The sequence below is a fragment of the Candidatus Paceibacterota bacterium genome, assembly GCA_028714275.1.
Taxonomy (GTDB): domain Bacteria; phylum Patescibacteriota; class Minisyncoccia; order Phycocordibacterales; family CAINVO01; genus CAINVO01.
In genome coordinates this window covers 1-15,561 of sequence record JAQTMP010000016.1, presented here as the reverse complement: position 1 = coordinate 15,561, position 15,561 = coordinate 1, and the positions used below count along the sequence as shown (strand labels likewise).

Here is a 15,561-nt window from a genome sequence, read left to right as displayed (position 1 = left end):
TGATGTGCCAGACTGATTTCACCGGGGCGAGGGTGCGAACCACTGTGACTTCTACCAATTAATGCTACACTATGAACCATGAAACAACTGCTTACGCCGCTTGATTTACACCAATTGCTGCTACACAATACCACCAATAGCCGCTACAAGGTTCAAGATGAATATCAATAGCTGCAACAAAGTTGATAACCCCTCCAGGCGCAAGATCGGTACGACCCGGCGTAGTGTTTCCGGGCTTTATCCGTTTCGCGGCGTGGGTCCAGTAGACTTCGAGTCTACGTTGGAACGCGACTTTTTGATCCGACTTGAAACGGACGGAACGGTGCTGGATGTGGTTTCGCAACCTGCGACCATCGAGTTTATTGGTTCTAACGGGCAAACCTATCCTTATACGCCTGACTATCTGGTGACTTATCGGGCTTATCCTGGGCCTTACCGCGCTCCTATTCTTGTTGAGGTGAAGCCCACCAGCGAACTGGACGAGCATCTACCCGAATGGAAAGCAAAATTCCGTGCGGCCATGACTTATTGCAAGGAGGGCGGCTACGTATTTCATTTGAGGCATGAACCGCGTATCCGCGACCAACGCTGGAAGAATGCCATGTTTCTGCAGCGGTATCGGCAAATGCAGTTCGTGCCGGAAGAGTCTGAATGGATTATCGGGAATCTGCGTCAAATGGGGACAGCGACGTTCGATCACCTGTTGGCCCGCCACTTTTTTGGAGAAGTGGACCGCGCCATAGGCATTAGCCACCTGTGGCACCTGCTGGCGACTGCACGGATGGAGTGCGACTGGTCACAGCCATTGTCCCACGCCAGCGAACTTTGGGTGCCGGATCATGACTAAGCCGGCCCGACAAACGTTTCTGCCTGCGCCAGGGAAGATGGTGGTGACCTCCGGAAAGATTTATCGCATCACTGAGGTGCTAGATTTGGAAACCGTCATTGGGTTAGATGTGGAGTCTGCCCGGAGTTGCACCCTGCGTATTGCAGACTTGGCGCCTGCAGTGGGTGGCACCGTAATGGTTCGTGATCTGGATACCGTTGCCGACGAAGACTGGAAGACGGCGCAATCCCGATATGCCGCGATACAACCGCTTCTGGACCGATTTGACGTGGGGCGACGTGAAGTAGAGGCCCGAGCTCAAGAGGTGGGAATCAACTTCACCACGCTTTACCGTTGGCTGAAGCTATATCGGGATGCGGGAACTCTTGACGGACTCATGCCGGAGAAAAGAGGGGTCAGGAGAGGCGCCAAGAAAATATCGTTGCATGCGGAACAGATTATTCAGGACGTTATCAATGCGTTGTATCTGACTGTGCAGCGGCCCTCCGTTCAGAAAGTGGTTTTGGAAGCGCGCCGACGGTGCATTGAAGCGCAACTCACTGAGATCCCGCACCCGAACACGATACGCGCCAGGGTTGCTGAGATTAGTGAGCGGGAGACGCTACGCAAACGGGGATATCGTGAGAAGGCCAAGAACAAGTTTATTCCTGTCCCTAGTCAGTTCCCCAACGCGGATTATCCATTGGCTGTTGTGCAGATAGACCACACACCCGCAGACATTATTCTGGTTGACGATATTTATCGCAAACCCATTGGCCGCCCCTATATTACTATGGCAATAGATGTTTTTAGTCGCATGATCGTTGGCTACTATCTGTCCTTTGACGCACCTTCGGTAACCTCTGTGGCAATGTGTGTGGCGCAAGCTATACTTCCCAAAGATGATTGGTTGGTCTTGCATCATGTCGATGCAAAATGGCCGGTGTCTGGTCTGATGACGACCATTCATGTGGATAATGGATCGGATTTTCGCTCGGAAAGCTTCCGTAATTCCTGCATGATGTACAATATTCGGCTTGAATACCGCCCGGTAAAGCAGCCCCGCTATGGTGGTCACATCGAACGTTTATTGGGCACCATGCTGAAAGAGATCCATGATCTACCCGGAACTACGTTCTCGTCGATAAAAGAACGGGACGAATACGACTCCGAGAAGCACGCTACGATGACCAAGTCGGAATTTGAAACATGGCTGGTTACTCTTATTTGCAAGGTGTATCACAAGCGACTCCATTCTTCCATCGGTATGACGCCCGAGAAAAAGTGGGAACTGGGTATCTTCGGGGATAAAGACACCCCGGGCCGTGGAATGCCCGCGTTACCTGCGAATCGTGAGGTATTGTTATATGACTTCTTGCCGATGTTCAAGCGGACTATTCAGGCGGATGGTGTTTCCGTAGATGGGCTGACCTATTATGCGGACGTTATCCGGCAGTGGATCAATGCGGATGACCCGGATACCCCCGGTAAAAAGCGGCAATTCATTTTCCGCCGTGATCCCCGTGATATCAGCGTGATCTGGTTCCATGATCCTGAGTTAAAAATGTATTTTCGCGTCCCATACGCGGATCAGGCGATGCCGAGCATGAGTATCTGGGAGTACCAGCAGGCGGTAAGTCGCGCTCGTCAGCAGGGTATGAAATCTGTGGATGAGGTCATGGTGCTCCAAGCCTTGAATGATCTGCGGCAACAGGTCGATGGCTCGTCGGAAAGGACGAAAAAGGCGCGTCGCCAGCAGCAAAAGCGCAAGGAACACGCGAAAAAGGTATCTCCATCACAGCCGCTGACTTCAAATAGAAGCGTATTGGAGAAAGCGGCCCCTGCCTCGATGTTGCTGGAAGGCGTTGTTAAGCCATTGGATGATATTGCATGATAGACCTCGCTCATATTCATCCGGAATTCCGCCATGTTTTAGGAATGTCGGATAAGGACCGCATGGCATTTCTCGACGAGCCGCGTTGGATTGGTTATGCCCAGGCTAATCGCCTTTTGGATAACTTGCGCGGTTTAATGGAAAAGCCCATGCGCCCACGCATGCCTAATCTGCTGATCGTTGGTGACTCCAATAACGGGAAGACAACGATTATTCGGCGCTTTCAGAAGTTGCATGGAGAGGGCTACGTCAATGAGAATGCCGAACCCGTTAAACCAGTTATTGTAAGCGAAGCGCCGCCCAGCGCAGACGAAAAGGGGTTGTATATAGCGATCCTGGAGCGTTTCTGGACACCGTACCGAGCGACGGACCCGGCTTCTAAGCTGCGCTATCAGGTGGTTCATCTGATGCGAGACTGCCATGTGCGTATCCTGGTAATCGATGAGTTCCACTCTCTCCTGACGGGGACGGTGACCAAGCAACGCGAGGTCATGAACGCCATCAAGCTGCTATGCAACGAATTGGCGATTCCCATCGTCGGCGTGGGCACCAGAGAGGCCGTCCGGGTTTTGCACACGGACCCACAGCATGCCAGCCGCTTTGATGTGGTCACGTTGCCGCCATGGGAATTGAACCCAGAGTTTCAGCAACTGGTAGCGAGTTTTGAACAAGTATTACCGCTTAAAAATCCCTCTTTGTTACATCAAAGCGAGACGGTAAGTCTGCTTTTTGCTATTTCCGAAGGGAATCTGGGTAATCTGCATCGCCTTTTGGTGGCGTGTGCGGTGGAAGCCATTAAAACTGGTACGGAGAAAATCGACAAATCGATCATAGAGGGAAAGCAATGGCTACGGCCTACGCGTGGCATCCGGGAACTGGTATAGATCGCCCGCGTTGGGTGCGTTCTGTACCTCTGCTGCCCGATGAAATTATCTCGTCGTGGCTGGTGCGTGCAGCGCTTGCCCAAGGCTGCGACCCGATGGTGCTTACCGGAGACGTATGGCCAAAGTGGCGCATATGGACGAGAGACGTGGACCGTTTTCTTGATGACGCACCGTTAAATAAGCTGGTCGTCCCTGCGGGAATTCCGCTGTCTTCCTTTCGCGCTGCTACGCTGAAAAGGATCGCTGAGCGTGTCAGTAATGGACCCCTGCCCGACAAGGCCGTGTGGCCGTGGATATTGGCGCTGGGTGCGCGGAATACCAAGAGGCGAAGCGGTCTGCAGTATTGTCCAGCTTGTCTGCGCGATGACCGTATCCCCTATTATCGCCTGCAATGGCGTCTCGCGTGGCATGTGGTTTGTGTGCATCATCATTGTGCTCTGCTGGACCGCTGCCCACATTGTGGGGTGCCCTTAGAGCCACACCGACTGCATGCGAAGGATGGTCATGTGGCGGTCTGCGCGACCTGCAAAGGAGATTTGCGGGATGTGGGCGCTATTACGCCATGTTCGGACGATGTCATGGCGTTCCAGGATGCAGGCGACGAGGCGATTCGTCATGGCAGTGGTCAGTTCATGGCACACCCGACGGAGACCGATGCATGGTTTGCCGGTGCGTCTTTTTTGTCCGCATTATTACGAAGAGCTAATCGTAGCGATGCGGAGGCTTTGCACGCATTTCTGGAGCGGATGGGGGTTGCAGTCCCTGAGTTACCGCTGAATCCCGGCACAGGGGTTGAACTGCTTGGCACAGCGGAACGTCACCTGTTGCTGGGCGCGCTGTGGAAACTGATGCGAACCGACTTGGCCGACGTGTCTAAGCATCTCCAGGAATCCGGTATTACCCGCCAAGGTTTTGTGAGCAAGGGAGAACGGATGCCAGACTTGTTCGCTGAGGTTTTCGCGCAACTGCCTGATAACGCCAGAGGGTACAGAAAGCAGGCAATACGCGAACCTGGCCAACCCCGGCCGCGTCACGAAGTAATGCGCATGTGGCAGCGATTACAGCGCAAGCTGGAGATGTCGCTGCGATGATGGATATGGTGGTGACGCCTTCGGCTGAGGTGATTTGCGACGAATGTGGCAAGCGAGGCAGAAAAATAACGCGGGTTTATCACGGCCATAAGTATTGTTCCACATGCTACGCACGAGAATTTAAGCGCCGACTTTGTCCGAAGTGTGGGAACTACGCACGGTTGCCGCGCAGGGATATGGCTGCTGTGTGTCGTCGCTGTGCGGTGGCCCGGCCCTGCATCCGGTGTGGAAAGACAGACTTCCGAGTGGGACGGGTGACGCGCTCTGGCCCTGTATGTAATTCCTGTGCGAATTATTTTAGGGAGGCTGAGGCCTGTGAGCTTTGTGGCGAGTTGTCGAGAAGGCTAACGCGGGTATCTCGGTTCAATCATAATCTACGGCTTTGCCCAAAATGCGCCCATGCCGATCACGGAAACTGCCATGCCTGCCACCACCATAGACTTTTGGTGGTGACCGACGATGGGCGGCGCTTGTGCAAAGTATGTCTTGATGGCGGAATGATCCTCTGCCATGAATGTGGACAATCTATGCCGGCTGGCAGAGGTGCTCAGTGTGAGTCCTGCTATTGGCGATGCCTCATGAGAACGCGGATATCTATGAATCGGGCAGCTTTTTCTGTGCGGGTTATGGCGGATCATTTTGAGGGATTTGGTGCATGGTTGGCCGTCACTGTCGGGGATAACAAGGCGGCCATTTCCGTGAACCGCTATCTATCCTTTTTTCTGGAGATCGAGAAAGTTTGGGAGGCTATCCCCAACTATAACCGTTTGGTTGCTCACTTTGGCGCTGAAGGGCTACGCAGAGTGCGGCTTCCCATGCGATGGATGCAGGAAGTTGGGTTGGTGGTCAAAGATGTTGCTGTGCAGGCAGAGGATTCCGAGAAACGGCAAATTGCTGGTATGCTAAAAGCGCTGGAAGGCGATCCGGCAGGATTACGGATACTGAAAGGCTACCACGACACACTTTTGGTAGAGGTAAAGGCTGGAAAGCTGAGTTTGCGCTCCGCGCGCCTTGCCATGGTACCTGCGAAAGCCCTGTTGCTGGAGAACCAGAAAATGGGACTGAAGAAGCCAGACCAGAATACGGTGGAAGTTTATTTGGCTAAGGTGCCGGGTCAACGAGCAGCTTTATCGGGTTTTGTGCGATATTTGCGTGAGGTGCATTCGGCGGATGTTGTGGTGCCTAAAGTCAAAGATGGTGCCGCCCAAAAGGTCCGTCAGCGAAAATTAGAGCAGGAAATGCTGGCGATGATGCGTGAAAGTGGGGAGGGAGAGGAATTTCTGCGCCGGTGGGTGTCGGTGGGGTTGGCGTATTTTCATGGATTGCCGAGGAAGGTGGGGCGAGGGGTGGACCTGAAGATGCTGAAGGCTGATGGCGAGGGTGTGGTTTTGTACTTTTCAGGTAAGTCGTACTGGTTGCCCTCGTTCACTGGTATTCCACTCGTCCAGGACCGCCTCCATGCCAGATGCTGAGAGTCGTGGACCCTGGCCGTATCGGCATCCGGTTGCGAACCAGCTTGTGCTTGCGGTCCACGCTCACCGTAACCTTGTGGCCGTGATGGCTTTTCCCGTGCTTCCTGGTCCAACTGGCATCCCGATCCTTCTGCCGCCGTTTGGCCGGACGCCAGTCCGCCGGGACGGCGTTCTGCTCTAGGATCTCTTTATCCCCCTTGGTGAAGTGCTGCTTGGGAGCGGGCACCAAGGCCGCATCATGATTTGCCCCGCGTGGGCTTCCAGACTCTGGGCACGGATCTGTCGATCCAGTTCAGCGAACAGTGCCGCCACATCGTCCGCGTCGACGCGGTTCTCAAAGTTCCAGATGGTCGTGCGGTCCAGAATGTTCGCGGATTGCTCCAGACCACAGAAGTGTTGGAAACTGCGGCGACCCATGAGCTGGAGCTCGGTCTGCTCGTCGGACAGTCGGCGATACAGTCATAGACTTCCTGGCGGCTGGACGCTTGGAAGGATCTGGCCTGGGTACCGTTGGCGAAGGCACGTAGTTGCTCCAGGGTGCTGAGCTTGTCGGTATGTAGAGTCACGATCATCTCCGGATAATCCCAGACTCCAGTCCGCTTTCAAACCCATCTCAGCGTGGAAACACGCTATCCCGTTCAGACTCATGTGTCGTTGGACAAGGCTTTACCTTGACAGGAGATCGTTGTGAGGGATAATGCAAATATGCTCTGTCACACTGCTCCCATCGGACGTTGGCCTACAGGAGAAGCATCGGCGTCGAACGTTCTTTCCTGCCCTAGTTCTGCGAGGAGTTTTGTATTGCGTCAGAGGCTCCCCACCGTAAACAATACTACCCAACTGTTGGAATCTTCCGTCTGGATTTCCAATGATTCTCGCCCCGATATGCCATGTCGCCGGCCATTGATCTGGTTGGAGTGCTGCAATGCTAATGGTCGGAGGCTCACCTTGGACGCTTTCGTTGGTCCAGTATGGGCTGGAAGCGGTGCAGATCAAGCATCGGTAGAAACACAACGGAAGACTCCATGTCAATGCTAACCGACGTTGCTGAATCCAGCGCACGTATCTCGGGATTGACGTGGCAGAAAAATAACCATTTCATTCTTTTCGACGCAGCTGTGACACGCTATCCCGACAAGGTCGCCATATTCGACGCAGATCGTAGTTTCACTTACCAGGAACTGTTCGTGCGAGCTAGGAACCTAGCCGACGTATTGCGTGTTGCGGGAGTCGACAGGGACTCGGCGGTTGCCGTCTGCCTCCAACGGTCTACAAATTGGGTCTTAACGCTATTGGCGATATGGGAACTAGGCGGTTGTTACATACCCGTGGATAACATGGCCCCGGTAGAGCGAATCAGATATGTGCTCGACACCAGCGGAGCGTCAATCGCGATCATCGATGATACTACTGCCGAAAAGTTCGTCGATCTGGCAAGTCTCATCAACATTGAGCGTTGCTTTACGGAAAGCGTTCATGAGTCGGCCAGTGAGGCCCCGATCGGAAGCGAGGTCGGAGAATGTAATCGGGCCTATGTCATTTTTACCTCGGGCACTACGGGCTATCCCAAAGGTGTGCAGATCGATCACGGCAACGTGACGAACATGGTCATGGAGCATGTTCGCAGTGGAGAGATCAAATGCAGCGATCGGATTGCGCTGTGCATGTCCTTCGGATTTGATGCGTCAATCCGCGACATCGTCGGCGCATTAGCAACCGGTGCCACCTTGTATATCACCAGCGCAGAAGAACTCGAACTTTCGGCCTTTTGCCATATGTTGGCAGAGCGTCGGATCAGCTATGCAGTCGTGACGCCTACATTGCTGAGTGCGATCGGCGTGCCACCACCACTGCCTGACCTGAATACCATTGTCTTGGCCGGAGAAGCGCCGAGTCGCCAACTCATTCGAACTTGGGGGGTGGGCCGGTTGTTAATTAACGCTTATGGCCCAACCGAGGCGACGGTCTGCGCAACTAAGCGTCTCTACCCTGGCGGAGTCATCGGAGCGGATGAGCCAGTCTCTATCGGTCACCCTACCTATGGAATCCTTGCGGAGGTGCTGGATGAGAAATATGCCCCCGTACCAAAAGGCGATGTAGGGGAGTTGTATATCGGCGGCGCATCGCTGACCCGCCTAGGGTATATCGGTGATGCTGCGCTAAACGCACAAAAATTCGTTGACTTACCAACTATCGGTAAAGCATATCGAACTGGAGACAAATGTCGCCTATTGCCGAATAACGAGTTGGAGTGGGTGGAACGCTTAGACGACCAGATCAAGATCAACGGTTTTCGCATTGAGTGTGCAGAAGTTAGGGAGGCGATTACAACCATTCCCGAGGTCACCGAATGTCTGGTTCGCCCATGGCGGACCGCTGCACGCACCTATCTGATCGCCTATTTGGTAATGCGTTGGACTCGAAACCGCCTGTCACGCGAGTCCATCGCGCAATATGTCAAGGATGCGATTCTCAGACGATTACCAGCATATAGCATCCCTTCGTTCATCATCGAACTGGATGAAATACCAATGAATATCAACGGCAAGGTAGATATCAAAAGGCTGCCAATGCCAACATCTGACACGACGCATCATCCGCCGTCCGGATGTAACGAAATAGAGGCCGCGCTTTGGGATGTCTGGTTTGACGTGTTGCCGAAAGATCTGGCAATCGGGTTTTCAATTGACACGGAGTTTCACGCAGGTGGCGGAAGCTCTATTGAAGCGCAACAAATTCTTCACCGAGTCGCTCAGCAGTGGCATTGCAGAATACCCTACCACATGTTTCTGGATGGGCGCGGTACTATCCGCTGGACAGCACAGCTGCTACAAGCAGGAGTTACCAAAGCCTCTGTAGCCAGATCGGAACAAGCTTGTGAAAGCGGCGATCTTTCGATCTATGTTAAGCCCGCTGCTCCTTGTCTTTCAATTGTCCGACAGGAAAGTCGCAGCGAGAACCCAACTCACCACTTTCTCTTGACTGGCGCGACCGGATTCCTGGGTGTGCACCTGCTAGCAAGCTTAGTTCGTCTTGGCGTCGAGGTGACATGTCTAGTCCGGTCGGATGCCGAATTATCAGTTGTCATGCGCCTACAGCGCACCTTAGACAAATACGACATTCCCTTGAATGTCCGGGAAGAAGGTATTGAGATTGTCGTCGGGGATATCACGGACGTGGACTTCGGTTTGTCGCGCCACGAATTTCGACGGCTTTCACACAGCATCGATGCTATCTTCCACTGCGCCGCAGACGTGGACTTCATCAAGAGTTACGAGCAGCTCGCGCCCACCAATGTAAAAGGGACGGCGCAGATTCTTCGGTTTGCGGCCGCAGGGCGAATAAAGAAATTCAATTACATCTCGACCCTAGCGGTTTTCTTTTCAACGCAAGCCGCCACAGGGAGTTCAGGCGAGTCATCTTCTTCACATTACAGTCGAGGTCTATTCGGTGGCTACGCACAGAGCAAGTGGGTTTCCGAACAGATCGTGATGGACGTCAAGAGCCAAGGTTTAGACGTTAAGATTTTTAGACCTGCACGACTTTGGGGCAACACGCAAACGATGCGGCATCACGAACAAGATCTCTATGTCCGCTTGCTGAAGCTAATTGCTCTGACAGGAAAAGCTCCCGATATCGATTACTCAATGGACTTCACGATGGTCCGAAACGCTGCGGACGCTATGGCGCGGCTTGCATTGGTTGCTCCTGCAGACTTCTACCATATTCTGGACGAAAGGACGGTGCATCTCAAGGATCTTGCCGAATGGGTTAATGAATCGGGCCACAAAATCGAGATGATTAGCTATGAAAACTGGTTACACATCTTGAACACTGAGCTTGCGGCCAAGACGCTCGGACCGCTGGTCTCGGTATTCTTAGATCCCATCAATTGTCACGGCACTCTGTTCGACAACTTGCTGCGCCTGCCAAGATACGCAACTGGCGTATTTCCGAACGATAAGGCCAAACAGATGCTGGGCAATTCAATGTTATTTACGCGAGGTGACACGCCAAAGGAGTATATTAAAAGGTGTTTTAAAGCATGGCACAGCCAGAAAAAAACCACCTGCGTTTAGCGGAATTGGTATGAAAATAACATCAAACCCAATCTTTCTCTGGGCGCATCCACGGTCGATCTCCACCGCCTTCGAACGAATCTTCATCGAGCGGGGGGACTTCAACGTTATTCATGAGCCATTTTCGCAAGCTTTTTTCTTCGGAGGAGAAAGGGGGCATGCAAGGTTCGCCGATCAGCCCGTGCAAGCAGGGTACACTTTCAAGGAAATCTGGGACGATATTGAGCGGGTGGGTCGAGCAAACGGGAAACCGTGCTTTGTCAAAGAACTCGCGTTTCACATGCGGACGCCGTTACGAAGCAAGTTTCTTTCACAGATCATCAGTACCTTCCTCATCCGCCATCCTGAGAAGTCGCTCGCGTCCATGTATAAGAAACTGCCGGATTTCGACTGGATTGAAGCTGGCTATGAGTCGCTCTACGAGATATATGAGGAATCGTCGCGCCTGCAACCTGAGGCTGTGATCGTATTTGATGCAGACGACCTTCTCCGAAACCCAGTGACGATGCTGAAGGAATATTGTAGCAGCATTGGCGTAGCATTCCTGCCGCATAGTCTGAGTTGGGAGCCAAAGGTCATTCCAGCTTGGAAATCGTGGGAAGGTTGGCACGACGAGGCGCAGTATAGTAATGGCCTCATGCTGGAGGCGCAGAAGAACGCTTCTGTCCTGCCAGACCGTGTCCATCGAATGATCGAACGAGCGATGCCGATTTATCAGGCAATGAAGTGTATTGCCGACAGAACTTGGCACGAGGCCGAACGACACAGACGTAAAGGGGATCAGGGCGATTGTCAAATATCCGACGAAATTCAGCAGTGAGTATGGCCGGTCCGTGCTGATTGTAGTATATTTTCATGCACTACGCCTTCGCTAGTACCAAGCATGCTGTTCACAATTGAGGTGGAGAATGGGTGGATGCTCTCAGAGACGCTAAAATGACTACATCGCTCCTCAATCTGCGGAGTGCCTCGTCAAAATGGGGGCCAAAGGTGACAATATGAATGTAATGCTGATAGTAAACGCTAGATGCTATGTTTTTAAGGCTGCTCTGAAAATGCTGTTGGACATGGAGGAGTGAATGAGTACGTATTGGAGCCCGGCGTTGGCTGATTTGGTCCCATATATTCCGGGTGAGCAGTCTAATCAGGTGGGCTTGGTCAAGTTGAATACCAACGAAAACCCATTTGGTCCCTCGCCCGCGGTCATTGAAGCGCTACGAGTGTGGCCAGGCGACAGGTTAAGGCTCTATCCTGACCCTGATTCCACAGCTCTGCGCGAGGCGCTTGCGCATTATCATGGTGTCGAGATCGATAGCGTCTTTGTTGGGAACGGGTCTGACGAAGTGCTCGCCCATGCGTTTTGCGCACTACTTAGGCATGACCTGCCGATCTTGATGCCGGACATCAGTTACTCTTTCTATAAAACTTTTTGTTTGCTATATGATATTGATTATATGGAGCTTCCACTTGACGCGAACTATCGCATCAACGTTCGCGATTATGGAGCACTTTGTGGGGGTGTCATTTTAGCAAACCCCAATGCACCGACCGGGCATGCCATCAGCAACGCTGAGATAGAATATCTGCTGACGTTGCACCCAAATCAAGTTGTAATCGTTGACGAGGCATATGCGGATTTTAGTGGCGCTACTGTAATCCCATTACTGGATCGTTATCCGAACCTCCTGATAGTTCGGACCTTCTCCAAGTCACGTAGTTTGGCAGGCATCCGCGTCGGCTATGCGCTGGGGAACTCAGAGCTGATCGCGGGTTTAGATTTGGTCAAAAACAGCTTTAACTCGTACCCTTTGACGTCGCTTTCGATTGTAGCGGCAATCGCATCGCTGGGTGACCAGAGTTACTTCACCGGCACCATTGCTGAGATCGTGCGACTACGCCAATGGATATCAGAAGAGCTTCGACATCTGGGGCTGACCGTGTTACCGTCGTCAACAAACTTTATCTTTGTAACCCATCCAACTTATACCGCTTCGCAACTCATGACTGGTTTGCGCCGACACAGAGTGCTGGTCAGGCATCTCAATGGGCCGCGTATCCAAAACTTCCTGCGAATCACCATTGGTTCCGAAAGCGACTGCTTTGGTTTACTGGCAGCTTTCGAGATGGTTTTATCTGAACAGTTCTCTGTGTCTTAACCTGATTAGGCAGCCTCTTGGAGTTTATTGCGGGACCCGAAAGGCTGTGTTACGATATTAATCGTTAAAGGTAAAGTGGGCTTGAGGGACAACTGGATATGCATGGTAGGAACGGCTCTTAATCCACCAAATCCTCCACAAGTTCCAGAAGATCCTAAGGGTTGCTGGGACTTGCGTGGGGGAAGAGAAGCCACCACATCTGGGCTATAATTAGTCTAATTGCCAATTCGAACGAGCACTATCACCCCTCCCGTGAATATCTTGTATGCTGCTGACAACGCGAAACCCTTGCGATAAGGTCCCAGCATTCGATTGACAACAAAGATTAGCATGTGCGCTTCGGTATCAATTGCCGCCAGTCGTATTGCCGAAAAGTCGAAATAGTAACCGACTTTTGGATAAAGTGCCTTAAACACACTCTCCTTTGCTGAAAATAACAGCGTGAGCGCCTTATGGTAGGTTAGTCCGCACGCCGCAAGCAGATCGCACTCCGTGCGGTCCGCTGCCTGCGCTTCCAGTGCGCTACAGATATATGGTGCAATCCAGTACTCGATATCTATGCCAATAGTATCGGTATGCGTGGTGCGCCAAACGGCGCAAAGTGCCTTGTTTTTCGCATGACTTATTGAGCCGACGATACCTATGGGCCAAAGCGGGCATCGCCGTTCATCCGATTCGATGTCACATTTAAAGAAACCGAGCCTCTCCAGTGCGAGTTTTGCCACATACCGTCCCGCGAGGTATTCAGCTCTTCTTTTTATTACAGAACTGGCGATTTCTTCAGTAAAAGAAATCCCCAACCTCTGATACAAATTGTCCATAAACTTCGAGACATCAAAGCTGACGAGCATAAAAACGCCGTCGGGGTTTGACTGCAACGTATTCGCAGAAATAATAAAGCCCCCCTCTTCATTTACTGAAGGAATACCCTGAAAACGCTTCATGCCTCCCTCTTAACTTTTTTCAACTGCGAATCGGACGACTACATGCTCCATGCAGGCAGATGTTTCCCAGACACTCCGTGCAACGCGCTCAAAGGAAATGAAGTCTTGAGGCTGCCAATGGATATTTGCACCCAAGGCAACCACTCGTCTACCTAGAGCCTAGTCCGATGTGGTCACGCACCCCTCATGCTCATGGCACCCACCCAGTACCTGCAGCGCTACCAAGACGTCCGTGCGGGCCGGATGTCCTGGACGCAGATGACTCGCGCATACAGGCGGTCTTGTTGTCTCCCCGGAATACGCCCTAAAGTTCAGTATAGTACCACTCCTACCTTTTTCAACGCATTCCGTGCTGCTGATTCGCAAGCCACTTTGTTACTTTTTGAATTCCTATGCGGGAACGTCCAAGCCTGTCCTGGGCAGGATTTTAGCAAGCCTGTGCTAAACACCCCATTAGTTAGCGGAAGATTCTGCATGACTAATGTGATCCATTTACCTATTTCCTTTTCTTTATCGAGTCGGAAAACCAGACCACTAAATGAATCTTCTATGTTTTTCGTAGTTCCATCGGATTGAGTCTCTGTCCATGTGCGTCGTTCTATCTCTATTATGAACACATAACCTACGCTGGATCGAATCCATATAACCGAGACACCACGTTGGCGCTTCGGTGTGGTATCAATGATTGACCAAGTATAGCCCTTGTTCCCCTTGTTGAGTGATGGGAAGGGTATCATTAATGGTCTCACACCACTCTGCGCGCCATTTTTTAACGTATAAAATCCGATGTCAAAGATATTCTCACTATATTGTTTGGCTAGTCGGCGGAGAGCTTCCCACATATCTAATAAAGCACCACTTGATTCTAGCTGGATCGGCTCGTGGATAGACGCACGTCCAGTGTCCTTGCCTGTACCATGGGGTTCACCGGCAGAGACTGCCGAATTGAAGGCTGGGCTGATAATTGCCTTTCCATCCCTCGTGCTTTGCGTGCGCGATCGCCTGATAGGGATTAATACGGGCGATCTCCCAAGCCACTCCCATTTCGATTCATCCAGGTCTACAGCCCCTGTTCCTTGATCGGGCGCTTCATCTTCGGTCAGTGACAACCCTTCTGGGACCAAAGTACAGGTCACGCGTACAGCGCCTGTCCATGCCGATCCATTTATCGTTTCTTCGTCCGCTTCTCCAGTTTTATTTGTGTTCGCACGATCATATAAGATATTTGGGCTCTTCGGTGGAGACATGCCGAGTATGTTCAGAGCTAGGAATGTTTTTGTTTTTGGAATGTTGATCCCAGCTACGCGGATCTTGCCTAGCCCCTGATTCCATGGCGACACTTTCAGGAAAATAGGTTTGGTGCCCGACATGCTTTCTGCCTGAGACCAAATTTGCTTTGCTTGGTTACGCGCATAGGAATCGTATTTCAGGTGTGCGAGGAAAAGGGCATCGTCGTCAAGCATGTCTCGGCCCAGACAAATTGCCCATGTTCCCGGGTTGGATGGCAATGGTTCAGATGGTGTGGCAAAAAATCGCCGTTCAGCAGCACTCCAAGGCAAGGTCACTAATATACGTTTGACTGTTTCGGAAAATCCATAGCAGCGGGAGAAAAACTCCATACAAGGAATCAGAAGCGATGATGTATTTTCATCCTCTGTAGAGAAGTGGAGCAGCCAACTGTCAGCCATCGCATTGGGACAACCCGTGAATATGGGGTACATATCACGGGGAATGAGTCTACGCTCATCTGATATGGCGTTTTTACCTATGGAAGAGTAGTGCCATCCGGCTGGTGAAAAATTGACGTCAAGTATCTTGGTGGTGTAACTGGCTCTGGCGACCAGTTTGCCGTCGTGCCATACAGTTCCTATGCGCATAAACCCTAGGCTGGTGACGTTAACGCGCTTGCATTGAAAATTATTCAGTAAAATCCCTTCGCCATCGATTTCGCGAAACAGGACAGTCACTTTTGGCTGGTATTTGTCGGAGCGGTTGGGCGACAGCACCCCATACCACCAGACCATAAAGCGTCTGTCAGTCAGATTGCCTATGTCTATGAAAACCGGGGCGTGGGCTTTTTCTAGGGGAATTTTTTCCATGATCCACCAAAAGGCCCCACGGTCTGAGCGAGAATGTCTGTGTTGTAGCAGCTATTGTCAGAATGTAGCTTTAATTGGTGGAAGTCACAACCACCGCCCACCAGCGCCGCTGAAGA

10 protein-coding genes and 2 pseudogenes are annotated in these 15,561 nt (G+C 52.0%); 7 read left to right on the top strand and 5 right to left on the bottom strand.

The features are described from left to right. Positions 1-157: 157 nt before the first annotated feature. From PHF79_02135 to PHF79_02120, 4 genes are read left to right on the top strand one after another with little or no spacing between them, the layout of a single operon-like run. Entirely contained in the window at positions 158-847 is a 690-nt protein-coding gene (locus tag PHF79_02135) for a heteromeric transposase endonuclease subunit TnsA (protein MDD5318598.1), read from the top strand. Then, entirely contained in the window at positions 840-2,720 is a 1,881-nt protein-coding gene (locus PHF79_02130) for a DDE-type integrase/transposase/recombinase (GenBank protein MDD5318597.1), read from the top strand. Before PHF79_02135 ends, PHF79_02130 begins: the two co-directional genes overlap by 8 nt. Beyond that, positions 2,717-3,604, top strand: a complete 888-nt coding sequence (locus tag PHF79_02125) for a TniB family NTP-binding protein (GenBank protein ID MDD5318596.1) — start codon at positions 2,717-2,719, stop codon at positions 3,602-3,604. The genes PHF79_02130 and PHF79_02125 overlap by 4 nt, the downstream gene beginning before the upstream one ends. Next, entirely contained in the window at positions 3,565-4,695 is a 1,131-nt protein-coding gene (locus PHF79_02120) for a TniQ family protein (protein MDD5318595.1), read from the top strand. Before PHF79_02125 ends, PHF79_02120 begins: the two co-directional genes overlap by 40 nt. Before the next feature lie 374 nt (positions 4,696-5,069). Here PHF79_02120 and PHF79_02115 read toward each other — a convergent pair whose 3' ends face one another. Together PHF79_02115 and PHF79_02110 are read right to left on the bottom strand one after the other, a co-directional pair. Continuing rightward, a complete protein-coding gene (locus PHF79_02115; GenBank protein ID MDD5318594.1) occupies positions 5,070-5,207 on the bottom strand; it encodes a hypothetical protein in 138 nt (45 codons plus the stop codon). Between the two features lie 915 nt (positions 5,208-6,122). Next, a pseudogene (locus tag PHF79_02110) lies at positions 6,123-6,614 on the bottom strand (transposase). A gap of 584 nt (positions 6,615-7,198) precedes the next feature. On the opposite strand from PHF79_02110, the gene PHF79_02105 reads away from it, so the two are divergent. The 3 genes from PHF79_02105 to hisC all read left to right on the top strand — a co-directional run bounded on the left by PHF79_02105 (position 7,199) and on the right by hisC (position 12,402). Then, positions 7,199-10,246 carry an amino acid adenylation domain-containing protein gene (locus tag PHF79_02105; protein ID MDD5318593.1) on the top strand — a complete coding sequence of 1,016 codons (3,048 nt, stop codon included), beginning with the start codon at positions 7,199-7,201 and terminating at the stop codon, positions 10,244-10,246. 10 nt (positions 10,247-10,256) lie between these two features. Then, the gene (locus PHF79_02100; GenBank protein ID MDD5318592.1) at positions 10,257-11,066 is read left to right on the top strand and encodes a hypothetical protein; all 810 of its coding nucleotides are present in this window, start codon (positions 10,257-10,259) and stop codon (positions 11,064-11,066) included. A 259-nt stretch (positions 11,067-11,325) separates the two neighbouring features. Further along, complete coding sequence (hisC, locus tag PHF79_02095; GenBank protein ID MDD5318591.1) at positions 11,326-12,402, top strand: histidinol-phosphate transaminase; 1,077 nt, start codon at positions 11,326-11,328, stop codon at positions 12,400-12,402. Positions 12,403-12,617: 215 nt separating this feature from the next. Here the strand turns inward: hisC and PHF79_02090 are convergent, their stop codons facing one another. The 3 genes and pseudogenes from PHF79_02090 to PHF79_02080 form a co-directional block, all read right to left on the bottom strand. Next, positions 12,618-13,346, bottom strand: coding sequence for a 4'-phosphopantetheinyl transferase superfamily protein (locus tag PHF79_02090; GenBank protein ID MDD5318590.1), 729 nt, complete (start codon positions 13,344-13,346; stop codon positions 12,618-12,620). A gap of 56 nt (positions 13,347-13,402) precedes the next feature. Continuing rightward, positions 13,403-13,498: pseudogene (locus tag PHF79_02085) on the bottom strand (IS1595 family transposase). A 159-nt stretch (positions 13,499-13,657) separates the two neighbouring features. Continuing rightward, entirely contained in the window at positions 13,658-15,223 is a 1,566-nt protein-coding gene (locus PHF79_02080; GenBank protein MDD5318589.1) for a hypothetical protein, read from the bottom strand. Positions 15,224-15,561: the final 338 nt, after the last annotated feature.